This is a genomic window from Pseudomonas tructae, assembly GCF_004214895.1.
In the GTDB taxonomy this organism is placed as follows: Bacteria; Pseudomonadota; Gammaproteobacteria; order Pseudomonadales; family Pseudomonadaceae; genus Aquipseudomonas; species Aquipseudomonas tructae.
In genome coordinates this window covers 4,530,603-4,554,940 of the sequence record NZ_CP035952.1, presented here as the reverse complement: position 1 = coordinate 4,554,940, position 24,338 = coordinate 4,530,603, and the positions used below count along the sequence as shown (strand labels likewise).

Sequence of the window (24,338 nt, the reverse complement as noted above, 5' to 3'; positions counted from 1 at the left end):
GGTATATACCCGTATAACCTTGCGGCACTCGGGAGACAACAACAATGACATCGGTATGGCGAACCAGTGGGTGGATTCTCCTCGGGGCGGCGCTGATCCTGGCGTTGTCGCTGGGCGTGCGGCATGGCTTTGGCCTGTTCCTGGCGCCGATGAGTGCCGACTTTGGCTGGGGTCGCGGGGTGTTTGCCTTTGCCATTGCCCTGCAGAACCTGATCTGGGGCCTGGCCCAGCCGTTTGCCGGGGCTCTGGCCGATCGCTTGGGCGCGGCCAAGGTGGTGCTGGTCGGCGGTATTCTCTATGCCGTCGGCCTGGTGCTGATGGGTATGTCCGACTCGGCCCTTAGTCTGTCGCTCAGTGCCGGCCTGTTGATCGGTATCGGCCTGTCAGGCACGTCATTCTCGGTGATTCTGGGGGTGGTCGGCCGGGCTGTGCCGGCAGAAAAACGCAGTATGGCCATGGGCATCGCCAGCGCCGCGGGCTCCTTCGGCCAGTTCGCCATGCTGCCTGGCACCCTGGGCCTGATCGGCTGGCTGGGGTGGTCGGCGGCATTGCTGGTGCTGGGCCTGCTGGTGGCTTTTATCGTGCCGCTGGTGGGCTTGCTGCGGGATCGGCCTTTGCCCAGTGATGGCAATGAGCAGACCCTGGGGCAGGCCCTGCGTGAAGCCTGCTCGCATTCGGGCTTCTGGTTGCTGGCCCTGGGCTTTTTCGTCTGTGGCTTCCAGGTGGTGTTCATCGGCGTGCATCTGCCAGCCTACCTGGTCGACCAGCACCTGCCCGCCACCATCGGTACCACGGTGCTGGCGCTGGTCGGGCTGTTCAATATCGTCGGCACCTACACCGCTGGCTGGCTCGGCGGGCGCATGTCCAAGCCGCGCCTGCTGACGGCCCTTTACCTGCTGCGCGCAGTGGTCATCGTACTGTTCCTGTGGGCGCCGATCACCGCGTTCAGCGCCTACCTGTTCGGTATCGCCATGGGCCTGCTGTGGCTGTCGACGGTGCCCTTGACCAATGGCACCGTCGCCACCTTGTTCGGTGTACGCAATCTGTCGATGCTGGGCGGCATCGTCTTCCTGTTCCATCAGTTGGGCGCCTTTCTCGGTGGCTGGCTGGGTGGGGTGGTGTATGACCAGACGGGCAACTACGACCTGGTCTGGCAGATTTCCATCCTGCTCAGTCTGCTCGCTGCCGCGCTCAACTGGCCGGTACGCGAGCGCCCGGTGGCACGCTTGCAGGCGCAAGCAGCATGAGCACCTTAGCTATTCGCGCCTTGCTTGGCCTTGCCGCATTGTCACTGCTGGTGCTGGCCTGGTGGGGCTGGCATGAGGGTGGCCTGGCGTTGATGCAGTTGGGCATGGGCGTGTGCTAGGAGTACTCTGATTTCTTCAGGCACGTTCGAGGGAGAGAGAAGATGCGCACACGCTGGATAGTGATTCCGCTGTTGACCCTGGCCGCCGCTGCCAATGCCCTGGCCGCCGATTGCCCGGCGCTGCTCAAGGGCACGCTGCCGGAACTGCGCGGCAAGGAACAGATCGATCTCTGCGAACGCTTTGCCGGCAAGCCGCTGGTGGTGGTCAACACTGCCAGTTATTGCGGCTTTGCTCCGCAGTTCGAAGGGCTCGAGAGTGTCTACAAGGAGTACCACGAGCAGGGCCTGGAAATGCTTGGGGTACCCTCCAATGACTTCAAGCAGGAAGACGCCGATGTCGAGAAAACTGCCAAGGTCTGTTACGCCAACTACGGCGTTACCTTCACCATGACCAAGGCCCAGCCAGTGCGCGGCGCGGACGCTACGCCGCTGTTCAAGGCGCTGGCCGAGCAGAGCAGCGCGCCGAAGTGGAATTTCTACAAGTACGTGGTCGATCGCAAGGGTAGGGTGGTGGCCAATTTCACCAGCCTGACCAAGCCGGATGATCCGGCGTTCACGGCGGCGATCGAGAAGGCCATCGCGTCCCAACCCTGAACGCAGTGCCGTTCAGCACGCATGAAAAAACCGCCAGAATCGGCGGTTTTTTTGTGCAGCATGCAATCACTCAGAAGCGGTAGGTGAGCGATGCACCCAGGCCGTGAGCGCTGTTTTCGTACTTGGCGTTGTAGGAGCCTTTGAAGTGCGCTGGATCGGTCGGGGAAGTGTTCTGGCGAACCTTGACGTCTTCTTCCATCAGGTAGGAATAGGCCAGGTCGACAGTCATGTCGTCGTTCGGGCTCCAGCCGGCACCGAGGCTGAACACCTTGCGGTCGCCGGTCGGGATACGTGGCGAGCGGTTGGCGTTGTTGGTAGGGGCCTGGTCGACGCTGAAGCCGGCGCGCAGGGTCCATTCCTTGTTCAGCTTGTAGGCTGCACCAATGGCGTGGGCCCAGGTATCGTGCCAGTTCTGCTCTTCGCTGATCTGGCCCAGGGCAGGTGCCAGAGCGGCAGGAACACCTTCGTTGTTGACGGTGATGGCTTCCAGGCGGCTCCAGCGCGTCCAGGTGCTACCGACATACAGTGTCCAGTTGGCATCCAGTTCGTGGGTGACGGAGAAGTCGACCGATTCCGGCGTTTTGATCTTCAGCGTGGCGTCAAACTTGCTGCCGTTGAATGGGCCGAAGCCGGAACCGCTGATCTTGGTGTCACCTTCAAGCTTGTAGTCGACCATCGAGTGATAGGTCAGGCCTACACGGGTGCTGTCCGTTGCCTGGACCAGCACACCGATGTTGTAGCCGATGGCGGTGTCATCACCGGAAATCTTGACCTTGCCGTCATCTATGCCCGGGGAGGTGCGTTTCAGCGCAGCCGACTCCAGGGTGCCATCGATACGGTTGATGGTCGGGCCGAAACCGATCGAGACCTTGTCGTTGAAGGCATAGCTGATGGTCGGTTGCAAGGTGACGACCTGGACTTCGCTCTTGTTGCCGAAGTAGCGGCCGGCAAAGCCGTTTTCATAGTCGGTTACCAGGCCGAACGGCACATACATGCCGAAGCCGAACGCCCAGTGGTCGTCGATAGGTTTGACGTAGAAACCCATCGGTACGCCGACGACTGGAACCATGTCGCCGTCGTTGCTGCCGCCGAAGGTGCCGCTGCCGCTGATATCGGACTTGGCGATGATGGCGGCGCCGCCGACAGTGACTTGTTCGCGTTTGAGGCGGGACATGCCGGCAGGGTTGCCGAACACGGTGCTGGCATCATCGGCAGAAGAAGAACGACCTGCGAAACCTGTGCCCATGCCACTGACGCTTTGTTCGTTGAGGGCGAAGCCGCTGGCGAACAGTTGAGTCGAGGCAAGAGTGACGGCGAGGCCGAGAGAGGTTTTGAGCATTACTTTTTTCATTATTAGAACTCCTTGAGATCTCCGGGGCGAAAATTACCAACATTTCACCCGCAGCGCTATAGGCTGTATCGCAGGAGATAGAGCGGTTTTGTAGGACAATCCGACCAAAATGGCTGGGATTTTCCGATTATGGAATGCAGTGACTGTCAGCAGGCCTGAAGAGTCACAGGAGCGATGCAGGTTTGCCAGGCGCAGGTGAAATCGCGCAGGCGTCCCTGGGGCTGAAAGGTTTGTCGCCAGATGCGTGCCAGGCCCAACAAATCGTCGGCGGCGGGGAGTTCGGGGGCTTGTTCTTCGATGAGCATCCAGGCGATGGCGGTGGCATAGCGCAGGTTGACCGTCAGCTCCAGGTGCGGGCCGCTGAGGAACGCATGTTGGCTGGCCAGGCCACGCACCAGGCTGGCAAGGTCCGGATCGCGGGCCAGGAACTGGTCCCAGAGGCTTTGGTGGCGGAGTTCGCCGATACGGTACAGGCCGTGGCCGCGACGGTCGTGCAGGGCCGAGCCCAGTGCTGACTGGCTGGCGGCGACCCCGAGCAGCAGGGCTTCGGCGCTTGGGCAATGACGACCCAGGTAGATCAGGGTCGGACGAATGACAAACTGGCTCAACTCGCTCGCGGCGATACCCATGATGCCCTCGAACTGTAATTGGCCGGCGGACGCTGGAGCTTGGCAGCTGGTGAGTCGGTCAGGCCCGCCGGAAGCGGCCTGTGCCGCTTGAGTTGAAGTGTAGTGTCATATTCACTCTGTAAAGGCCTGTTTTTAAAACATTTACGGCTTTTAGTTATAACTCATATGCCGTGCAGCGATTACACAAGCCCGCTCCTGCAGGCATAAAAAAGCCCCGCCAGAGGGCGGGGCTTGAGCGTTTGCAGCGTCGTGCGGGTCAGGCCACCAGGGCCTGACGGGTGCGCTCGATGACGGCCTGCAGCGGCTCGGCTTCGGAGTATTGCTCCGGGTACAGGCGCTCGCTGTGACGGGCAATGCCGTGCTCGTTGACCAGGGTGAAACTGAAGCCGCCTTTGCGCGACGCCAGGATCAAGCAGTTCAGAGGGGCAAATGCCTGGGAAAGGGTGCGAATGGCAGCCTGAGTATGGATAGAGTGATTCATAGTTATTAGATGTTCCTGCAATAGACACGGTTTCGATCCGTGCACATATAAAACGTTCCAGTAACGCGGGCATTTAAGCCGGTGCGCAGAACCTGACTGGAACAGGGCAGCCAGTTTTGGGCGCATTTATCATGTGGCGCTGGGGCTGACTGGTAGGTACGTCAGAGGACAGGCAACACGCCAGGGTCGGGTTCAATGCCGCTGGGTGAAGATCCTGATCAATCTGCAGGTTGGTTCGGTCAGAGTAAGAAGTGATTTACCTGGGGAACCATCGAGTGGGCCGGTCCTGGTTTCAACAGGCCTGTCCGAGGTGTGGAGCAGGGCACTGTAAGGACTGCTTTGGCCAGAATTGACTTTCAGCTTGGTACTAACGGCGGCAAGACTACAGCGTTTTTCTGGTCTTGGCAAGCCTGAGAGGTTTTTGTCTGGCGAGCCGATCAGTATGTCGCGTTCCAGGGCTCCTGTGAAGGGGTTATTCATCGGCCAGGTTGCCTCAGGAGGCAGGGAACGTGCCAATTTCGTGCAGGGAAGTGCCTCGTTCAAGGGCAGTTGTGCACACTTGGAGCAGCCGATGTTACAGCGCTGCAACAGCCCCTGAGCGGCTTGCCAATGACTTGGCTGTTGTCTTAAGTCAATGAAAAAAAACACTTATTTTAGCTGGTGAAAAAATCGACAGTTTGACTGGAGGCCCCATTCCATAGGGGTTTGCGGGGTGGTTTAGGGGGTTGTCCACCGAGTTATCCACAGCTTCTGTGGATTGTCCCAGGCGCTTGCTCTAGGACGGGCGTGCCAGCTTTTGCCGCCCTGTCCGACAATCCACCGACAGTCTTCTGGCAGGGAGAAAAAACCTGCGTTGACGTCAAGAATAAAACGCTGAAATATTTTGAAAAAAGTGCCGAAAAGCACCGGGCCATTGTCGGAAAAATGGAGTAGAGTGGCGCGCCTCTCGAGTTGCCTTCGCTGTTTTTTATGAAGTTTCGCTCCAAAACCCTCATTGCTCCTGCTGCCCAGCCCCCCCTGCCCGAGCCCAAGCGCTTCTCCTTGAAGGTTGCCTTGTGGTTGCTCGACAGCCCGCGCCTGGGTGACAACCCCAACGTCAAGCACTTTGCCGGGCGCCTGCTCAAGCAGCCGGCACGCCAGGGCGTCGTGGTGGCCCAGAGCCGATTGGGGCAGATGCTCTGCCGTGACTGCGGCAACGCCCGCGACCGCCGTATCGGCCATGAATTGCTGCGCCAGGCGGCGCGTGCTGGTGATCGTCGGGCTCAGCTCGAATACGGTCGGTTGTGCGCTCTGGGGCAACTGAACGAACCCGCCCAGGGCCGTTACTGGCTGGAGCAGGCTGCGGCCCAGGGCTCTCAGGAAGCCGTGCGCCTGCTCAAGCTACTGCCTCACGCCTGAATACGGATACAGGCCCAAGGCTGATAAGCTGAGCCGTTGATTGTTGGCCAAGGGGGATCGCAGTGGCGATGGCAGTGGATCTGACCAGCATTGTGCTGGGTGTCGTGGTGGCCGTAGTGCCGTGCCTGGGGCTGGTGCTGCAGGTGCAGCGGCGCCTGAGTGCACGCCAGGCTGAAGCCGCCTTGCTTGAAGAACGTCTGAGCAATGTACAGCTGGCTCAGGAAGGCTTGCTCGCGCAACTGGATGCCAGTCGGGATGAAATCAGCGACCTGAGCCAGGCCAACAGCACCAAGCAGGCCACCTTGGCAGCCCAGGCCCGCGAGTTGGAGCTGTTGCAGATCGATCGCGACGAAACCCGCGACGCCGCTCACGCCTGGCAGCTCGAACGCGTCGCCCGTGAAGCCGAGTTACGCCGCCTGGATGCCCAGTGTGCGGGCCTGAGCGCCGAACTGCGCGAACAGCAGGAAAGCCATCAGCAACGCCTCGACGATCTGCAGGGTTCGCGTGATGAACTGCGCGCGCAGTTCGCCGAGATGGCGACGAAAATCTTCGATGAGCGTGAACAGCGATTTGCTCAGACTAGCCAGCAGCACCTGGGGCAATTGCTCGATCCGCTCAAGGAGCGCATCCAGGCCTTCGAAAAGCGCGTAGAAGACAGCTATCAGCAAGAAGCCCGCGAACGCTTCTCGCTGGCCAAGGAACTGGAGCGCCTGCAACAACTCAACCTGCGCCTGAGCGATGAGGCCACCAACCTGACCCAGGCGCTCAAGGGCCAGAAGACCCAGGGCAACTGGGGCGAGCTGATTCTGGAGCGGGTGCTGGAGCACGCCGGGCTGGAGAAGGGCCGCGAGTACCAGACCCAGGTCAGCCTCAAGAGCGCCGATGGCGAGCGTTTCCAGCCTGACGTGCTGATCATGTTGCCGGGCGACAAGCAGGTAGTGGTCGACTCCAAGGTCAGCCTCACCGCCTACCAGCAGTACATTGCCGCCGATGACAGCGAGATCGCCCAGGCCGCGCTCAAGCAGCATGTGCTGTCGCTGCGCAATCACGTCAAAGGCCTGTCCGGCAAGGACTACAACCGCCTCGAAGGCTTGCACAGCCTGGATTTCGTCCTGCTCTTCGTGCCCATCGAAGCGGCGTTTTCAGCGGCCCTGCAGGCCGAACCGAACCTGTTCCAGGAAGCCTTTGACCGGCAGATCGTTATCGTCAGCCCGACCACGCTGTTGGCCACCCTGCGGGTGATCGACAGTTTGTGGAAGCAGGAGCGCCAGAGTCAGAATGCCCGGGAAATAGCCGAACGCGCAGGCTGGTTGTACGACAAGTTCGTGTTGTTCATCCAGGACCTGGACGAGCTGGGCAATCGCCTGCAGCAGGTCGACAAAGCCTACAGTGCGGCGCGCAACAAGCTCTGTGAAGGCCGTGGCAACCTGATCAGCCGCAGCGAGCAGCTCAAGCTACTGGGCGCCCGGGCCAGCAAGAGCCTGCCTGCCGACCTGCTCGAACGGGCCATGAGCGAAGGCGACCCGCTGGCCGCCAGCGTCCTTACTGGACCAGGCTCAGATGCCGATTGAGCAGTGCGCGCAAGGCTGCCGGCTTGACCGGCTTGGCCAGGTAGTCGAGGCCGGCGGCATGCACCTGGGCAACCGTCTCAGTGCGGCCGTCGGCGCTGATCACCACGCCAGGTACTGGTTCACCGAGGCGGGTGCGTAGCCAGGCCATCAGCTCAGTACCGACCTCACCATCGTCCAGGTGGTAGTCGACCAGTGCCAGGTGCGGGCGCAGGCCGTTTGCCAGCAAGGCCTCGCATTCTGCGCGGTTGCGCGCGGTGGACACCTGGCAGCCCCAACGGCTGAGCAGGCTGTTCATGCCGATGAGGATGCTGTCTTCGTTGTCGACACACAGCACCTGCAAGCCCGCCAGCGGCTGCCCGGCCTGTTCGGCGGGGCTGACTACCGCAGCGGCCGGTGCCGTGGCCAGCGGTACGCTGACGCGGAACACGCTGCCCTTGCCCGGCCAGGACTGCACCTCAAGCGGATGGCCAAGTACCTTGCACAGACCGTCAGCGATCGCCAGGCCCAGGCCCAGGCCTTTTTCCGCACGGGTTTGATGGCTGTCCAGGCGTTTGAATTCCTCGAAAATCACCTGCAGCTTGTCATCGGCGATGCCGCTGCCGCGGTCCCAGACCTCCAGCCACAGGCGGTCTTGCTGGCGGCGTACGCCAAGCAGGATCGGGCTCTTGCCATAGCGGAAGGCGTTGGTGAGGAAGTTCTGCAAAATCCGCCGCAGCAGTTTCATGTCGCTCTGCACCCGCAGGCGGCTGCCGCGCAGGCGGAAATCCAGGCCTTGCTGCTGGGCCAGGACCTTGAATTCGGCGCCCAGGGTGTCGAACAGCTCGTTGAGGGCGAAGGGCTTGGCGTCCGGGGTGATCTTGCCGTTTTCCAGGCGCGAGATGTCCAGCAGGTCGCTGATCAGCTCTTCGGCCGAGCGCAGTGAACTGTCCATGTGCTGGACCAGTTGCTGGGCATCGGCCGACAGGCCTTCGCCCTGATGCGAGAGCGCCGCCGAGAACAAGCGCGCGGCATTGAGCGGCTGCATCAGGTCGTGGCTGACCGCAGCAAGGAAGCGGGTCTTGGATTGGTTGGCTGCCTCGGCGTGGCTCTTGGCTTCGGTGAGCGCCTGGTTCAGTTGCGACAGCTCATGGGTGCGTTCGGCCACACGTTGTTCCAGGCTCTCATTGGCGCCCTTGAGCGCCTGTTCTGCTTCGCGGAACGGGGTGATGTCGGTAAAGCTCATGACAAAGCCGCCACCGGGCATCGGGTTGCCGATCAGCTCGATCACCCGGCCGTTGGGGAACAAGCGTTCGGACGTATGCGCCCGGCCCTGGCGCATCCAGTGCAGGCGCCTGGCCACATGCACCTGGGCCTCGCCCGGGCCGCACAGGCCGCGCTCGGCGTTGTAGCGGATGATGTCGGCAATCGGCCGGCCGACGCTGATCAGCCCGTCGGGGTAGTTGAACAGCTCCAAGTAGCGGCGGTTCCAGGCCACCAGGCGCAGCGACTGGTCGACCACGCTGATGCCCTGGCTGATGTTCTCGATCGCCCCTTGCAGCAGGGCGCGGTTGAACTGCAGGACCTCCGAGGCTTCGTCGGCGATGCGCACCACGTCCTCGAGTTGCATATCGCGGCCTTCAATGGCTGCCTTGACCACCGCACGGGTCGAGGAGGCACCGAGTACGCCGGCGAGCAGGCGCTCGGTGTGCTCGATCCAGTCGCCATCGGCGTTCTGGTTGGGGTTGAAGCCTTTGCCCTGGCGGTAGGCAAAACGGATGAAGCTCTGCCGCGCGCGTTCCTCGCCAACAAAGCGTGCGGCCAGGTGCAGCAGGTCGTCGATCTGCACCGCCAACAGCGAACGGCTGTTGGGCCGTGCGCTGGTTTGCTGGCCGATGAAGCGCCCGGCCTGCCAGTGTTCGGACACCCGGGTGCGCGAGAGGATCGACACCCAGGCAAACAGGGTGAAGTTACCCGCCAGCGACAGCACCACACCTTGGGTCAACGGGGTGATCGGCAGGTTCAGCGGGTTGCCGTGCAGCCAGGCCAGGCCCGGAAACAGCTCCAGCGGCCAGCCCAGGCTGTGGGCGGCAATCGGCAGCACCAGGGTGTAGAACCACAGGAACACCCCGGCAGCCAGGCCTGCGAACACCCCGCGACGGTTGGCCTGCTTCCAGTACAGGGCACCGAGCATGGCCGGGGTCAGCTGGGTCACGGCAGCAAAGGCGACCTGGCCGATGGTCGCAAGGCTGGCGGTGGAACCGAGCAAGCGGTAGCTCACATAAGCCAGCAAAAGGATGACCACGATGGTGACCCGGCGCACCGAGAGCATCCAGTGACGGAAGACCTCGAACGGCCGCTCGGCATTGTTACGCCGCAGCAACCAGGGCAGCAGCATGTCGTTGGAAACCATGGTCGACAGCGCAACGGCTTCGACGATGACCATGCCGGTGGCCGCCGAGGCACCACCGATAAACGCAAGCAGAGCCAGCGCCGGATGGGCTTCGGCCAGGGGCAGGCTGATGACGAAGGAGTCGGGCAGCACCGAGTCGGGCAGCAGCATCTGCCCGGCCAGGGCGATGGGCACCACGAACAGTGCGGCGAGGATCAGGTACATCGGGAACACCCAGCGCGCCAGGCGCAGGTCCTGGGGTTCGATGTTCTCCACCACGGTGACGTGGAATTGCCGTGGCAGGCAGATGATCGCCATCATCGCCACGCCGGTCTGCACGATCATCGACGGCCAGTTGATGGTCTCGCTCCAGAAGCCTTCCAGGCGCGGCGCCAGTTGCGCCTTGCTGAACAGGTCTTCGAAACCGTTGAACAGGCCGAAGGTGACGAAGGCGCCGACGGCGAGAAACGCCAGCAGCTTGACCAGCGACTCGAAGGCAATGGCCAGGACCATGCCACGGTGGTGTTCGGTGACGTCCAGGCTGCGGGTACCGAAGACGATCGAGAACAGCGCCAGCACCAGCGATACCACCAGCGCGGTGTCTTGTACGCGGCTGCCGGTGGCGTCGGCGCCCGCGCCGATCAGCAGGTTGACGCCGAGCACGATGCCCTTGAGCTGCAGGGCAATATAGGGCAGCACGCCGATCAGGCAGATCAGCGCCACCACCACCGCCAGGCTCTGGGACTTGCCGTAGCGGGCGGCGATGAAGTCGGCGATCGAGGTGATGTTTTCCTGTTTGCTGATCAGCACCATCTTCTGCAGCACCCAGGGCGCGAACAGCAGCAACAGCACCGGGCCCAGGTAGATCGGCAGGAACGCCCAGAGTTGTTCGGCGGCCTGGCCGACGGCGCCGAAGAAGGTCCAGCTGGTGCAGTACACCGCCAGCGACAGGCTGTACACCCAGGCACGCAGACGCGGCGGCAACGGTGTGCTGCGGCGATCGCCGTAGAAGGCGATGGCGAACATGATGGCCATATAGGCCAGGGCGACCACGGCGATCAGCCCACTGGACAGCGACATGACAACTCCGAAACAAAAGGTGATTCAGCCTGGCAGCGAACCTCGATCAATCAGTCTGGCACGCCGCCGAGGCTTCGTCAGCGCCGACGAAGGTCGCAGTGGCAGAGCGTCGCAGGCTTTACTCCATCCCAAGGTGTGTAGATACCTATGCACATCGCGGGGCAAGCCCGCTCCCACTGGTTCGCCGCCTTTGTGGGAGCGGGCTTGCCCCGCGATGCTTTTAGGCTGAGAAAATCCGTTGTACACCACTCCCATCAATCACAGCATCGATCAGTGCGCGGGCAGTCTCGATATTCTGGCCGGCACCAGCGACGATTGAGCGATCGTTGAGAGTGAGATGATCCAGCGCATCGCTCACCGTAGCTTCGGCACAGCGCAGTAGTTGGCCGGCGTGCAGCAGGGCCTCTTCGGCGGGTATACCTTCGCGAACACTGAACATGCGGTTGGTGCCGAACGATATGCTCGCGGTAATTGTCTTGGTCAAGTCGAGACTAGGGGGATCGGGGACGATTTTCTTCATGGGTAACCTCTGTCAGTGGCGCAACCATCTTTCGCTGCTAAACGAAAGGTGGCAGCTGTACGCGGGTTAGCAGACCGGTGACAGAGAACCGGCGCACCCGAAGGTGCCCCACGTACAACCGCCATAACAGGGGTGTTCGTAGATCTCTGTCATTCTCGGACTGCTAAATCCGTTCATTGGATTTTCCAACGACGACAGCAGCCTAGGTCCATGAAAGGCATGGCACAACAGAGCAACGGCGCCGGAAGTATGATTCAGAACGGTCTGACAGAAAACACTTACAACATTGCGATTTGTCGCTGCTGGTTGTGGGTTCTTTGTGCTCGGTCGGTAACGGACTCATCGCGGGGCAAGCCCGCTCCCACAACCTGTGGGAGCGGGCTTGCCCCGCGATGCTTTACTGTGGCGTTCGCCGAGCCCCCAGGTAGTAAAACAGCGCCGCCAGCAGCACCGACAGAATCAACAGGTAAAAGGTCGCCACCGGCACCAGATGCGCCAGGGCAAAGCCGCAGATAACCGGGCCCAGCGCCGCGCCGAGGTTGGACAGGTTCTGCGCGCCGTAATACACCCCACGCAGATGCTCCGGGGCAATGCTGTCGATGAACATGTACTCGGCCGGGATGACGATGATCTCGCCAAGGGTGAACACCAGCATCGCCAGGCACCAGACCAGCAGCGACTGGGCCAGCGAGAAGCCCAGCAGGCCGATCAGGAACAGTGCCATGCCGGCCATCAGCCAGGGCATCAACTGGCGGCTGCTGATGCGCCGACCAATCACGTACTGCAGGGCAATCACCGTCACGGCGTTGGTGGCCACCAGGTAGCTGATGTAGCGCGCCGCCTCGCTGGCGCTGCTGGTGACCACCAGGTACTGCGACAGGTAGGCGGTGAACTGGCCGAATACCACGGCGCTGAGAGCGCCACCGAGGGTGAAGCAGATCAGTCGGCGGTCTTTGACCAGCTGCACGCCGACACTGAGAAACCCGGCCTGCTCGCTGCCTTCGACCCGTGCTGGCGCCGAGCGCTCGCCCCAGCGCTGGTAACACAGGCACATGGCCAGGCCCAGCAGCGCCGAAAGCAAGAACGGCAAGTGATCGTCCAGCAACACCAGCGCCACGCCGACGAAGGGCCCGACCGCGTAGGCAACGTTGCTCAGGCTGTACTTGATCGAGAACACTTCGCTGCGCTCATCCAACGGTAGCAGCGTACAGAAACCGGCCTTGGCGGCGATATCCACTACCGCCAGCGCCAGGTTGATCAGCACCAGGCAGATAAAGAACAGGCTCAGTTCACGGCTCACCACCGCGCCAACAAACGCCAGGGTAAAGACCAGGGTCGCGGCAATGATCACCGTGTAGCTGCGCAGGGTATCGATCAGGTAGCCGCCGTACAGGCTCAGCAGCGAGGCGACAATCAAGGCGCCACCGATCATCAGGCCGATGCCACTGATGTCCAGGGCGAAGTTTTGCGCAAGGTAGACCACCAGGTAGGGCAGGGTGATTGCACGGGCCAAGGTAAGGATGAAGGTCGTGAGCAGCAGCAGGCGCACCTGTGCCGAGTAGCCTTTGATTGCAGTGAGCATTGTTAACTACGTCCTTGTTGTTATCGGCGACGATCATACCCGCGGGACAGTAAAATATGAATATCTGCAAAACCGATAACAGATAGAGAAATTACCCGTTATATAGATATATTTTCCAGGCATAAGATGAAGCCAACCTCATCAGAGGACAGGAGAATCCATCATGCCTTGCAGCCAAACCCGCACCTCGCCGTTACGCCCGCTGAGCCAGCTGGCGCACCCGCGTGAAGTGATCCGTCAGTTCACCCCCAACTGGTTCGCCGCCACCATGGGCACCGGCGTACTCGCCCTGGCCCTGGCGCAGGTCAATGTGCCGGGCCTGCATGGCCTGGCCGAATCCCTGTGGTTGCTGACCATCGGCCTGTTCGTGCTGTTTACCGTGCTCTACACCGCGCGCTGGGTGCTGTTCTTTGACGAGGCGCGGCGGATCTTCGCCCATTCCACGGTGTCGATGTTCTTCGGCACCATCCCCATGGGCCTTGCGACCATCCTCAACGGCTGCCTGGTGTTCGGCATCAATCGCTGGGGCGAGGGCATCCTGCCCTGGGTCGAGGCGCTGTGGTGGTTCGACGTCGGCCTGGCGCTGTTGTGCGGCGTGGCCATTCCCTACCTGATGTTCACCCGCCAGGAACACAGCATCGACCAGATGACCGCCGTGTGGCTGTTGCCGGTAGTGGCTGCGGAAGTTGCCGCTGCCAGCGGCGGCCTGCTGGCGCCGCATCTGGTGGATGCGCACCGGCAGTTTCAGGTGCTGATCACCAGCTATGTGCTGTGGGCGGTTTCGCTGCCGGTGGCATTCAGCATCCTCACCATTCTCATGCTGCGCATGGCCCTGCACAAACTGCCCCAGGCCAACATGGCCGCGTCGAGCTGGCTGGCCCTGGGGCCGATCGGTACCGGTGCCCTGGGCATGCTCCTGCTCGGCGCCGATGCCCCGGCGATCTTTGCCGCCAACGGCCTCGGCAGCCTGGGTGAAATCGCCCGTGGCCTGGGCCTGATTGCTGGCATCGTGCTGTGGGGGGCGGGCTTGTGGTGGTTGCTCACTGCCGTGCTGATCACCCTGCGCTACATCCGCCACGGCATGCCGTTCAACCTCGGCTGGTGGGGCTTTACCTTCCCCTTGGGTGTGTACACCCTGGCCACCCTGAAGCTGGCAGCCTGGTTGGGTTTGGGTTTCTTCCATGACATGGGTATGGTGCTGGTGGTGGCGCTGGCGGCGCTTTGGCTGCTGGTGACTGCCCTGACCCTGCGCGGCGCCTGGCATGGTGAGCTGTTCGTGTCGCCGTGCATTGCCGGTATGCACAAGTAGTTTGCAATTACCTGGGTGTTTGTGGCTTTGTGCGGCCTGCGCGTATCCAATAACAAAGCCCCACTCAGGTACACGGACGATGAGTCACTCTTCACAATTCAGCCTGCTTGGCAAACGGCGCTTCTTGCCGTTCTTCGTCACCCAGTCGCTGGGTGCATTCAACGATAACCTGTTCAAGCAGTCGGTCATCCTGCTGTTTCTCTACAAGCTTGCCAGTGCCAACGGCCAGGATGGCACCTTGTGGGTCAATGCCTGTGCCTTGATGTTCATCCTGCCGTTCTTCCTGTTCTCGGCACTGGCCGGGCAGTTTGGTGAGAAGTACGCCAAGGACGCGCTGATCCGCGTGATCAAACTGGCCGAGATCGCGATCATGGCGGTCGGCGCCATTGGCATCATGACCCAGAGCCCTGTGCTGATGCTCCTGGCGCTGTTCGGCATGGGCACGCATTCGGCGCTGTTCGGCCCGGTGAAGTACTCGATCATGCCCCAGGCGCTGCGCGAAGAGGAGCTGGTGGGCGGCAACGGCCTGGTGGAAATGGGCACCTTCCTGGCCATCCTGGCCGGTACCATTTGTGCCGGTGTGCTGATGTCCAGCGCCAACTATGGTGTCTGGGCCTCGTCGGCGGTGGTACTGGTGGCGGTGCTGGGCTATCTGGCCAGCCGCAGTATTCCGCGCGCCGCAGCGGCCACCCCAGCGCTGAAAATCAACTGGAACATCGCCAGCCAGACCCTCGCCACCCTGCGCCTGGGCCTCAAGCAGACACCAGCGGTGTCGCGCTCGATCGTCGGTAACTCGTGGTTCTGGTTCGTCGGCGCGGTGTACCTGACGCAGATTCCCGGTTACGCCCAGCAATGGCTGCATGGCGACGAGACCGTGGTCACCCTGATCCTCACCCTGTTCTCGGTGGGTATCGCCGTCGGTTCGCTGCTGTGCGAGCGCATGAGCGGGCACAAGGTGGAAATCGGCCTGGTGCCGTTTGGCTCCTTCGGCCTGAGCCTGTTCGGCTTGCTCTGGTGGTGGCACTCCGGTGAAATCCTGCCCGCTGCGGCGCCCTATGACTGGCTGGCCGTGCTGGGTATCGCCCAGGCCTGGTGGGTGCTGGGGGCGATTCTTGGCCTGGGCGTGTTTGGCGGCTTCTATATCGTGCCGCTGTATGCGTTGATCCAGTCGCGTACGCCTGAAGACCAGCGTTCGCGGGTGATCGCCGCCAACAACATCCTCAACGCGCTGTTCATGGTGATCTCGGCAATCTTCAGCGTGGTGCTGTTGAGTTTCCTTGAACTGAGCATCCCGCAGCTGTTCCTGGTGGTGTCGCTGCTCAACATTGCGGTGAACTTCTATATCTTCCGCATCGTCCCCGAGTTCACCATGCGCTTCATGATCTGGCTGCTCAGCCATTCCATGTACCGCGTCGAACACCGCGACCTGCAGCAGATTCCCGACCAGGGCGCCGCGCTGTTGGTGTGCAACCATGTGTCGTTCGTCGATGCGCTGTTGATTGGTGGCGCGGTGCGTCGGCCGATTCGCTTCGTCATGTACTACAAGATCTACCGCCTGCCGGTGCTCAACTTCATCTTCCGCACCGCCGGGGCGATCCCGATTGCCGGGCGCAGTGAAGACGCCGACACCTATGAGCGGGCGTTCAAGCAGATCGCTGCGTACCTGGCCGATGGTGAGCTGGTGTGCATCTTCCCGGAAGGCAAATTGACCAGCGACGGTGAAATCGACGAGTTCAAGGGCGGTTTGAGCCGGATCATTGAACAGACTCCGGTGCCGGTAATCCCGATGGCGTTGCAGGGCTTGTGGGGGAGTTTTTTCAGCCGGGATCCGGCCAAGGGCTTTTTCCGCCGCTTGTGGTCGCGGGTGACCCTGGTGGCCGGTGCTGCCGTCCCGGTAGAGGCGGCAGCGCCGGCGTTGCTGCGTGAGCGGGTCAGCGCATTGCGCGGCGACTCACGCTGAAGGGGCGGGGCAGGGTCAGCTGGCGCTGACCTTGAGCCCGACCAGGCCGCAGATGATCAGCGCGACACTGACCAGACGCACCAGGGCCATGGATTCGCCGAACAGGATGATCCCGGCGATCACCGTGCCGACGGCACCGACCCCGGTCCAGATCGCGTAGGCGGTGCCCAGCGGCAATTCCTTCATGGCCAGGCCCAGCAGGCCGAGGCTGATGACCATGGCGCCGATGGTCAGGACGGTGGGCAGCGGGCGGGAAAAGCCGTCGGTGTATTTCAGGCCGACGGCCCAGCCGACTTCGAACAGACCGGCGAAAAACAGGATGATCCAGGACATGCAGAGTCTCCATCAAGTGATGGGGCCGTCCCCGAAATGGTCACGCGGTGCGTCGTAAGGCCGTCCTCACAGTGGGCAGTATGGTGCCCAAGTTGGTTTTCGACTGCAAGCTGGGGGCCATCAGTACCATCACATCGCGGGTCAAGCCCGCTCCCACCCAGGATGATCAGGTCGCCGGATTTACGGCAGGTTCTGCCTCAGGCTCTTCCATGCGTCGGAACCAGGTCGACAACAACGCCCCGGAAATATTGTGCCAGACGCTGAACAGCGCGCTGGGCACCGCCGCCAGTGGCGAAAAATGCGCACTGGCCAGGGCTGCACCCAGCCCGGAGTTCTGCATGCCGACTTCCAGTGCCAGCGACTTGCGCTGGGCCAGCGGCAGCTTGAACAGCTTGCCGGTGACATAGCCAAGGATGAAACCAAAACCGTTGTGCAGCATCACCACTGCCATGATCAGCACGCCGGACTCGGCGATCTTCGCTTGGCTGGCGGCCACCACCGCGCAGACGATCATGACGATGCTGACCACCGACACCAGTGGCAACACCTGCACCGCCATTTGCACCCGTGCGCCCAGCAGCCGTTGCGCCAGCACGCCGAGCACGATCGGCAGCATGACCAACTGCAGGATCGACCAGAACATGTCGAGGAAAGACACCGGCAGCCAGGCCGAAGCCAGCAGCCAGATCAGCGCCGGCGTCAGCAGCGGGGCGAGCAGGGTGGTGACGGCGGCAATCGCCACGGCCAGGGCCAGGTCACCCTTGGCCAGCCAGGCCATGACGTTGGATGAGGTGCCGCTGGGGCAGCAGCCCACCAGGATTACGCCCACGGCGATTTCCGCCGGCAGCTGGAATAACTGGCACAACAGCCAGGCTACACCGGGCATGATCACGAAATGTGCGACCACGCCCAGGGCCACGCGCCAGGGCTGGCGGGCGACGGCGGCGAAGTCATCGAGTTTGAGGGTCAGGCCCATGCCGAACATGACCAGGCCGAGCAGCGGCACGATGGCGCTTTTGAGGCCGATGAACCATTGCGGTTGCAAGAAAGCCAGGATGGCGAACAACAGCACCCACCAGGCAAAGGTATTGCCGACGAAGCGGCTGAGGGCGGTAAGGGCACGCATCGGGAAGTTCCTTCTTATTATGTGCAACAACCGTGGGAGCAGGCCGTGCCGGCGATGAGGCCGGCACGGCTGTTACGGCGATCAGATCCCCTGGGGAATCTCCTCCCCACCCAACGCCTCGAACAGCGCCGGCAGGAACTCGCCAAAGGTCAGCATCATCAGGGTAAAGCTGGCATCGAGCTGGCCCAGGGCCTCGTCGCCGCCGTCTTCTTCGGCCTGGTCCTGCAGCAGTTCTTCAAAGCGCAGGCGCTTGATGACCATCTTGTCGTCGAGCACGAACGACAGTTTGTCCTGCCAGGCCAGCGACAGTTGCGTCACCACCTTGCCGGTGCCCAGATGCAGCTGGATCTCGTCGCTGGTCAGGTCCTGGCGTTTGCAGCGAACGATACCGCCGTCTTCGTGGGTGTCGCGCAGCTCGCACTCATCCAGCACATAGAAGTCAGGCGCTGCTTGCTGGGTCTTGACCCAGTCGGTCATGGTCGCGCTCGGGGCGATCTTCACGGTCACCGGACGTACTGGCAGCGAGCCGATAACTTCACGCAGGGTCGACAGCAGGTCTTCGGCGCGCTTGGCGCTGGCCGAGTTGACCAGGATCAGGCCTTGCTTGGGGGCGATGGCGGCGAAGATCATCGAGCGGCGAATAAAGGCACGCGGCAGGAAGGCCTGGATGATCTCGTCCTTGATCTGGTCGCGCTCCTTCTTATAGACCTTGCGCATCTGCTCGGCTTCGATCTCGTCGATCTTCTCTTTAACCGCATCGCGCACCACGCTGCCCGGCAGGATGCGTTCTTCTTTACGTGCGGCGATCAGCAGGAAGTCACCGCTGACATGCACCAGCGGTGCATCTTCACCTTTGCCGAACGGGGCGACGAAGCCATAGGTGGTCAACTCCTGGCTGGCGCAGGGGCGAGCCGGCTTGCTGGCCAGGGCGGTTTCCAGTGCCTCGGGGTCGAACGGGATGTCCTGGGTCAGGCGGTAGGTCAGCAGGTTTTTGAACCACATGGGGTGAATCTCTCCTCAACACATAAGGAGGGCATTAAACTCCGAGCGGGCGCTTCAGGCCAAGCACCGCTAAGTCTTTGGAACGCCTGAAAATTTTTTTTAAAAAAGTGCTTGCCAGAGTGTTCGGTGCTCCGTAGAATGCGCGCCACACCGAGACGAAGGGTGATTAGCTCAGCTGGGAGAGCATCTGCCTTACAAGCAGAGGGTCGGCGGTTCGATCCCGTCATCACCCACCACTTCTCAGTGTATAGCGCAGCGGTAGTTCAGTCGGTTAGAATACCGGCCTGTCACGCCGGGGGTCGCGGGTTCGAGTCCCGTCCGCTGCGCCATATTCAGCTTCAGGGCCCACTGAACACCCTGAAGCAACAATGAAAGCGACCTTAGGGTCGCTTTTTTTGTTTCTGGAATTCGTCCAGAATCCACCAGTACGCTGGGACGCTACTGTTTTTCTCCGTGCCAGCCCCACTTCTGAGCAAGAGATCGAACATGCAGGATGCAAGCACTTCCCCGGCGCCAATGCTGGGTATCGACCTGGGTACCACCAACAGCCTGGTGGCGGTCTGGCAGGATGGCCGGGCCCAGCTGATTCCCAATGCCCTGGGCGACATGCTCACCCCTTCGGTGGTGAGCATCGATGAAGACGGCAGCATCCTGGTCGGCAAGGCCGCCCGTTCACGCCTGACCACTCATCCGCAGCGCACCGCCGCCGCCTTCAAGCGCTTCATGGGCAGCGAGAAAAAAATCAGCCTCGGTGAGCAAGCCTTCAGCCCTGAAGAGCTTTCGGCGCTGGTGCTCGGCGCCCTCAAGGCGGATGCCGAAGCCTTCCTCGGCTGCCCGATCAGCGAGGCGGTGATTTCCGTGCCGGCCTATTTCAGCGACGAGCAGCGCAAACGCACAAGCTTTGCTGCCGAGCTTGCCGGGCTGAAAGTCCAGCGCCTGATCAACGAACCGACTGCTGCGGCCATGGCCTATGGCCTGCACGAGCAGAAGTTCGAACGCACGCTGATCTTCGACCTCGGTGGCGGCACGTTTGACGTCACGGTGCTGGAATACGCGCTGCCGTTGATCGAGGTGCATGCCTCGACCGGCGACAACTTCCTCGGTGGCGAAGACTTTACCGCCGCCTTGCTCCAGGCCTGCCTGCAAGATTGGCAACTCAAGCCTGCAATGCTTGCACCCCAGGCCCTGGCCAGCCTTGCCGATGCCATCGAGCAGCTCAAGTGCAAACTGGGCGCGGGCGAACAGCACCTGAGCTGGAACGGTGACGGTGTCAGCCGCCAGTGGTCGCTCGATGAAGCCCGCGCGCAGCAGATCTGGGCGCCGTTGCTGGCGCGCATTCGTGCACCGATCGAGCAGGCCCTGCGCGATGCCCGCCTGCGTGCCAGCGACCTCGACAGCCTGGTGCTGGTCGGTGGCGCCACGCGCATGCCGGTGATCCAGCAGATGGTCTCGACCCTGTTTGGTCGCCTGCCTTACCGTCACCTCGACCCGGACACCATCGTTGCCCTCGGTGCCGCCACCCAGGCGGCGTGCAAGGCGCGCGATTCGGCGATCGAAGAGTTGATCCTCACCGATGTCTGCCCTTACACCCTGGGTATCGCCGCGATGGATGGCGAATACCAGACCGAGATCTTTGCGCCGATCATCGACCGCAACACCGTGATTCCTACCTCACGGATCAAGCCGTTCTACAGCACCCACGTTGACCAGAAAGTGATCGGTATCCGCGTCTATCAAGGTGAACGGCCGTGGGTCGAAGACAATATCTTCGTCGACTCCTTCAAGATCCCGCTGACCCCGAACGGCAAGATCCAGCGCCTGGACGTGCGCTTTAGCTATGACATCAATGGCCTGCTGGAGGTCGACGTCACCTTGCCGGGGACCGGCGAGCAGTTCAGCCATGTGATCGATCGCAGCCCCACCGGGCTTGATGAAGCGGCGCGCCAAGCCAGCCACGAGCGCCTGGCCGGGCTGAAAATCCACCCGCGCGACGCCTTGCCCAACCGCACCTTGCTGGCGCGCCTGGAAAGGGCCTGGGCACAGAGCCTGGGGGCTGAACGCGATGCGATTGGCGACTGGCTCAACGAATTCAGCGCGATCCTGGCTGGCCAGGAGTCGAGCGAGATCGCCGGCGCTCGCCAGCGCCTCATCGAGGCGCTGGACGACATGCGTTACTGACCGTTGAGCCGCCGCAGGGCGGCTTGCAGGCCACCCTGCAGGTTGTCCTGGGGCTGATTGACGGGCGGCACGCCATAACGGTTGGGCAGCGGCTCGCCCGGCAGGAGCAACAGCACCAGCGGCAAGAAGTGCAGGAACGGGATCAGCATCACGAAGATGATCATCATCGGGATGCCCCGGCCGATGTCGTGCAGGCGACGCAAGGTGGCGCTGCCGAGCAGGCCGACGAACAGCAGGCCGAAGAAGATCTGCTCGACCATGCTGCCGGCCATCAGGGTCAGGATCGGCCCGAGAATGACACTCCCGACTACTTGCACGGCATAGCCCTTGCGGCCCAGGCGGCTGCCCAGTTTCCATACATGGGTGGCCGGTACTGGCTGGCTGCCGGCATTGGCCAGTAACAGACGCTCGGACCACGACAGCAGGGCGGTCAGGGCTGCGCGAATCCCGGTGTCCATGCCCGGGTAATCCTTGCCCCGTTGCAATTCCTTGAGCACCTTGGCCCGCGGTACCCCGGCGCTACCGTAACGCGCCAGGTCCTTGAGGGTATCGAGCATGCTGTAGAACAGCGTGCTGTTGATCAGTTCGTCCTCTTCGAGCACCTTGCGCGGCGGGCGCACCGGCTCGCCCTTGATCAGGCCGTTGCGAAACGGTTCGAACCAGGCATCCGGACAGGTCATGGTGGAGATACGCCGCAGCAGGCTGCCGTGCTGTTCGGCGCTCAGGCTCGGGTCATGATAGAGGACGCCGCACAGCACCATCAGGCCCAGCACGTCATCATCAAAGGCCCGCGGATCGTTTTCCAGGCAGGCGTACAGCTTCAGGTTGCTGGGCAGCTTGCTGCTGTCCAGGGCTTGCTGCACGGTGAACAGACGTTCTGCGATAAACGCTTGCAATGGGTCATTGTCGTCCAGCCAGCCGAGCAGGCCGTCGGCATTGCCTTGCTGTTGGCGCAGTTGCAGGAGCAACTGTTGCAGCCCGCTGAACGGATGCTCGGCCGGGTACGGCAGGCTGGCCAGCAGTTGTACCGGCGCCATCGCCAGCCAGCGCTCTGGTTGCTCGACCAGGGCAAGCATGTACAGGTTCTGCCGGTGCCAGGTCCACAGGCCGTCGTCGGCAGGCGGGCGCGGCAGTTCGATGCCGGCTTCGGCGAGGTCCGAAAGCAACTGCACGGCGAAGGGCGTCGGCATCAGGTTGGCCGGTTTGATCCGTGCGGTGAGTTTCGGCAGGGTGGCGGCCGGGTAGCTGCGTACCCGCCGCAGCCAGTCACGGGCGACCGCCAGGCCGCTGCCATCGCACAGTTCCTCGGGCAGTTGCGGCTGCGCCGAAGGGCTGTTGATGAAGGCGGTCAGGGCCAGGGCCAGCGGTGACTGCTCGAGCCAGCGCAACTGTTGCGCGGCCTGGTACTTGAAGCCTTCGATGATCAGCAGGTCCAGCGGGTCATCACCCAGCGGCTCGTCCAGAATCTGCCGCAGCAGGCCGCTGTCACCACGGTGCAGTGCCCAGGCATGGCGGTACAGGCGGTGCAGTTGGCGGTCCGGCTGGTCGTCGAGCAACCAGGCCAGCAGCGGCAGTTCGTCTTTGCCGTCCAGGCGCCATTTGATGAACTCGCCAGCAATACCCGGGTGTTCGTCACGTGCGGCTTCGAACCAGCGCGTCAGGGTTTCCGGGCGTTGCGACGGGCTGCCCCAGATCTGCGCCGGATCGCTCAGGTCTTGCGGCCATGCGTGCACCGGCTCCAGGCGGTCCAGGGCCTGGATCAACAGTGGCAGGCGCTGCGGTTGATGCTGGGCGCACAGGTTCAGCAACCAGCGTCCGGCTTCCGGGTGCTGGTGCTCGCGCCACAGGCGGGTCCAGCACTGGCGGGCGAGTTCTTCCTGATCGGTGTCGCTGGCCTGGCAGGCCAGCATGTACAGCAGGTCGATATCGTCCGGTGCCTGGCGTTGTTGCTCGGCGACCATGGCAAAGAACGTCGGGCTGCCGATGCCGGCCTGGCACAGCTTGACCAGCAGGCTGTGGATATAGGCCTGGTCATCCGGCAAAGGCACGCAGGTGTGCAGGGTGACGAAGCTTTCGAACTCGAACAGCGGCCGGGTGTGGTAGAGGTAATCCAGGTTCCTGGCATACCACAGGGCTTCCACTTGCGCCTCTACCGACCAGTGCTTCATCACACGGGTGTCGAACGGGTCCGGCTCGCTGATGCGTTCGAGGAATTCGTCGGCCTGGCGCGGATCTTCCAGGCGCAGCACTTCGTTTTCCCAGCCCAGGTGACGGGCCATCAGTTGCACGCAGGCGTGCGACAACGGGCCGGTTTCCATCAGCTTGTACAGCAGGTGCCAGCTGACCTGCTCCTGGTCGCCCAGGGTCAGGATGCTCAAGCCATCGATGAAGGCCTGCCAGGCCGGTGGGTCGAAGCGCCGGCTCGGGTCGGCGAACAGCTTGGCGAAGTCGCTCATGGTCTGTTCGATCAGGGCATTGCGTGCAGGTCTGGGCTCGTCGTGCTCAGGGCGCTCTGGGGCCTCATCCTGCTCATCGCGGGCCAGGCTCAGGGCGAGCTCGTAGGCTTCGCGCAGGGCCTGGAAACCTTGCGGATCGGTTTCCGGGTGGTGCTGCGGCAACAGCGCGCGGTACGCGCCGCGGATGACATCGGGGTCGTTGGTCGGCTCGATGCCCAGGCGAATCCAGCAGCTCATGACCAGCCTCCTTGCAGGGTGTCAGGGCGTTCCGGCAGGTTCAGCGGCAGGTCCCAGGGGATACTGGCGAAAAAGTCCAGGGCGTCGTGGCTCAGGTTCATCATGATGCAGCGGTTCCAGTGCTCGCTGCCCTGGCGCTCCAGGCTCTGGGCCAGTTCTTCGTCACTGGCGCTGGAGCAGTTCCACAGCGCCTTGCCAAACAGGTAGCCGGCCAGGTAGCGGTCCCAGCTGTTGTAGTAGTGCCGGGCACGCAGGGCCAGGCGGCCTTGCAGCCAGTGGCTTTCATCGATGGACAGGTAGCCCTTGCGCAAGCCGGCACGCAGCAGGTAACCCATGCGCCCCAGGTCCCAGGCGCGCACGCCGCCCTGGCCACAGTCAGCGAGGGTGCGCCGGGCGAACTCGTACTGGATGCGCTTGCGCGGGGTCAGCGCTTCAAGCACCTGCGGCCATTCGCTGGGCAGGCAGCGCGCGGCTTGCCAGTAGGCGTCCTTGAGCTCCAGGGCGTGGCCGGTGTCGGCCATGCTGAGCATGTTCAGCAGCTCCTGGCGATTGTTGATGCCCCACCATTTTTTCAGGTCGGTTTCATCTTCGTCGTAGGTCTCGAAGTAGGTCGCGGCGGTGTAGCTGGCGCCGTTGAGGGCGGCCATGGGGGCGGAAAGGGCGTACAGCCAGTGCTGCTCGATTTCTTCCATGAAAAAACTCCGGGGCCGGTAGAGGAGTGTGCGGGTGCCGGCCGTAATGGCGCGGATTGTAGAGAGCCGCGCGGCGCGCGGCAAATGCCATGCAATGGTGCAAGC

General features: G+C 62.5%; 20 protein-coding genes and 2 tRNA genes. 11 read left to right on the top strand and 11 right to left on the bottom strand.

Annotated features, from left to right (window positions below; all coding sequences use genetic code 11):
* The first annotated feature begins 44 nt into the window (after positions 1-44).
* Genes EXN22_RS20830 through EXN22_RS20825 form a run of 3 tightly spaced genes read left to right on the top strand, consistent with a single transcriptional unit; the run spans position 45 to position 1,960 of the window.
* The gene (locus tag EXN22_RS20830; RefSeq protein WP_130265836.1) at positions 45-1,247 is read left to right on the top strand and encodes an MFS transporter; all 1,203 of its coding nucleotides are present in this window, start codon (positions 45-47) and stop codon (positions 1,245-1,247) included.
* The gene (locus tag EXN22_RS26505) at positions 1,244-1,366 is read left to right on the top strand and encodes a hypothetical protein (protein ID WP_267903241.1); all 123 of its coding nucleotides are present in this window, start codon (positions 1,244-1,246) and stop codon (positions 1,364-1,366) included. Before EXN22_RS20830 ends, EXN22_RS26505 begins: the two co-directional genes overlap by 4 nt.
* 42 nt (positions 1,367-1,408) lie before the next feature.
* Positions 1,409-1,960 (top strand): glutathione peroxidase, encoded by a 552-nt coding sequence (locus EXN22_RS20825; RefSeq protein WP_130265835.1) that lies wholly within the window; start codon positions 1,409-1,411, stop codon positions 1,958-1,960.
* 70 nt (positions 1,961-2,030) lie between these two features.
* Here EXN22_RS20825 and EXN22_RS20820 read toward each other — a convergent pair whose 3' ends face one another.
* The 3 genes from EXN22_RS20820 to EXN22_RS20810 all read right to left on the bottom strand — a co-directional run bounded on the left by EXN22_RS20820 (position 2,031) and on the right by EXN22_RS20810 (position 4,421).
* Positions 2,031-3,311: an OmpP1/FadL family transporter gene (locus EXN22_RS20820; protein ID WP_130265834.1), complete on the bottom strand. Its 1,281-nt coding sequence runs from the start codon at positions 3,309-3,311 to the stop codon at positions 2,031-2,033.
* A 146-nt stretch (positions 3,312-3,457) separates the two neighbouring features.
* Positions 3,458-3,940 (bottom strand): hypothetical protein, encoded by a 483-nt coding sequence (locus EXN22_RS20815; RefSeq protein WP_130265833.1) that lies wholly within the window; start codon positions 3,938-3,940, stop codon positions 3,458-3,460.
* A 256-nt stretch (positions 3,941-4,196) separates the two neighbouring features.
* Complete coding sequence (locus tag EXN22_RS20810) at positions 4,197-4,421, bottom strand: hypothetical protein (protein WP_010224272.1); 225 nt, start codon at positions 4,419-4,421, stop codon at positions 4,197-4,199.
* Positions 4,422-5,207: 786 nt separating this feature from the next.
* Between EXN22_RS20810 and EXN22_RS26235 the strand changes: the two genes are divergently transcribed.
* The 3 genes from EXN22_RS26235 (at position 5,208) to rmuC (ending at position 7,390) form a co-directional block, all read left to right on the top strand.
* On the top strand, positions 5,208-5,354 hold the full coding sequence (locus tag EXN22_RS26235) for a hypothetical protein (protein WP_165392243.1): 147 nt from the start codon (positions 5,208-5,210) through the stop codon (positions 5,352-5,354).
* Positions 5,355-5,390: 36 nt separating this feature from the next.
* Positions 5,391-5,819: a tetratricopeptide repeat protein gene (locus tag EXN22_RS20805; protein ID WP_130265832.1), complete on the top strand. Its 429-nt coding sequence runs from the start codon at positions 5,391-5,393 to the stop codon at positions 5,817-5,819.
* A 182-nt stretch (positions 5,820-6,001) separates the two neighbouring features.
* Positions 6,002-7,390, top strand: a complete 1,389-nt coding sequence (gene rmuC, locus EXN22_RS20800; RefSeq protein WP_165392285.1) for a DNA recombination protein RmuC — start codon at positions 6,002-6,004, stop codon at positions 7,388-7,390.
* Here the strand turns inward: rmuC and EXN22_RS20795 are convergent.
* From EXN22_RS20795 to EXN22_RS20785, 3 genes are all read right to left on the bottom strand, one after another.
* Complete coding sequence (locus EXN22_RS20795; RefSeq protein WP_130265830.1) at positions 7,362-10,838, bottom strand: PAS domain-containing hybrid sensor histidine kinase/response regulator; 3,477 nt, start codon at positions 10,836-10,838, stop codon at positions 7,362-7,364. The genes rmuC and EXN22_RS20795 overlap by 29 nt on opposite strands.
* A gap of 220 nt (positions 10,839-11,058) precedes the next feature.
* A complete protein-coding gene (locus tag EXN22_RS20790) occupies positions 11,059-11,358 on the bottom strand; it encodes a DUF6124 family protein (RefSeq protein WP_130265829.1) in 300 nt (99 codons plus the stop codon).
* A gap of 397 nt (positions 11,359-11,755) precedes the next feature.
* A complete protein-coding gene (locus EXN22_RS20785; protein ID WP_130265828.1) occupies positions 11,756-12,940 on the bottom strand; it encodes an MFS transporter in 1,185 nt (394 codons plus the stop codon).
* Positions 12,941-13,103: 163 nt separating this feature from the next.
* Here EXN22_RS20785 and EXN22_RS20780 point away from each other — a divergent pair, with 163 nt between their 5' ends.
* A complete protein-coding gene (locus tag EXN22_RS20780; protein WP_130265827.1) occupies positions 13,104-14,249 on the top strand; it encodes a TDT family transporter in 1,146 nt (381 codons plus the stop codon).
* Positions 14,250-14,328: 79 nt separating this feature from the next.
* Complete coding sequence (locus EXN22_RS20775) at positions 14,329-16,209, top strand: MFS transporter (protein WP_130265826.1); 1,881 nt, start codon at positions 14,329-14,331, stop codon at positions 16,207-16,209.
* Between the two features lie 15 nt (positions 16,210-16,224).
* On the opposite strand, the gene sugE is transcribed toward EXN22_RS20775, so the two are convergent.
* The 3 genes from sugE to rdgC all read right to left on the bottom strand — a co-directional run bounded on the left by sugE (position 16,225) and on the right by rdgC (position 18,670).
* Complete coding sequence (sugE, locus tag EXN22_RS20770; RefSeq protein WP_130265825.1) at positions 16,225-16,542, bottom strand: quaternary ammonium compound efflux SMR transporter SugE; 318 nt, start codon at positions 16,540-16,542, stop codon at positions 16,225-16,227.
* Between the two features lie 166 nt (positions 16,543-16,708).
* Positions 16,709-17,668, bottom strand: a complete 960-nt coding sequence (locus EXN22_RS20765; RefSeq protein ID WP_130265824.1) for a bile acid:sodium symporter family protein — start codon at positions 17,666-17,668, stop codon at positions 16,709-16,711.
* 81 nt (positions 17,669-17,749) lie between these two features.
* Complete coding sequence (gene rdgC / locus EXN22_RS20760) at positions 17,750-18,670, bottom strand: recombination-associated protein RdgC (RefSeq protein WP_045195499.1); 921 nt, start codon at positions 18,668-18,670, stop codon at positions 17,750-17,752.
* A 160-nt stretch (positions 18,671-18,830) separates the two neighbouring features.
* On the opposite strand from rdgC, the gene EXN22_RS20755 reads away from it, so the two are divergent.
* From EXN22_RS20755 to EXN22_RS20745, 3 genes are all read left to right on the top strand, one after another.
* Positions 18,831-18,906, top strand: a tRNA-Val gene (locus EXN22_RS20755).
* A gap of 16 nt (positions 18,907-18,922) precedes the next feature.
* Positions 18,923-18,999 (top strand) — tRNA-Asp (locus tag EXN22_RS20750).
* 157 nt (positions 19,000-19,156) lie between these two features.
* On the top strand, positions 19,157-20,848 hold the full coding sequence (locus EXN22_RS20745) for a molecular chaperone HscC (RefSeq protein WP_130265823.1): 1,692 nt from the start codon (positions 19,157-19,159) through the stop codon (positions 20,846-20,848).
* On the opposite strand, the gene EXN22_RS20740 is transcribed toward EXN22_RS20745, so the two are convergent.
* Entirely contained in the window at positions 20,842-23,541 is a 2,700-nt protein-coding gene (locus EXN22_RS20740; protein ID WP_130265822.1) for a DUF805 domain-containing protein, read from the bottom strand. The two genes, EXN22_RS20745 and EXN22_RS20740, sit on opposite strands and share 7 nt — an antisense overlap.
* Positions 23,538-24,233, bottom strand: a complete 696-nt coding sequence (locus EXN22_RS20735; protein ID WP_130265821.1) for a DUF1266 domain-containing protein — start codon at positions 24,231-24,233, stop codon at positions 23,538-23,540. The genes EXN22_RS20740 and EXN22_RS20735 overlap by 4 nt, the downstream gene beginning before the upstream one ends.
* Positions 24,234-24,338 lie beyond the last annotated feature (105 nt).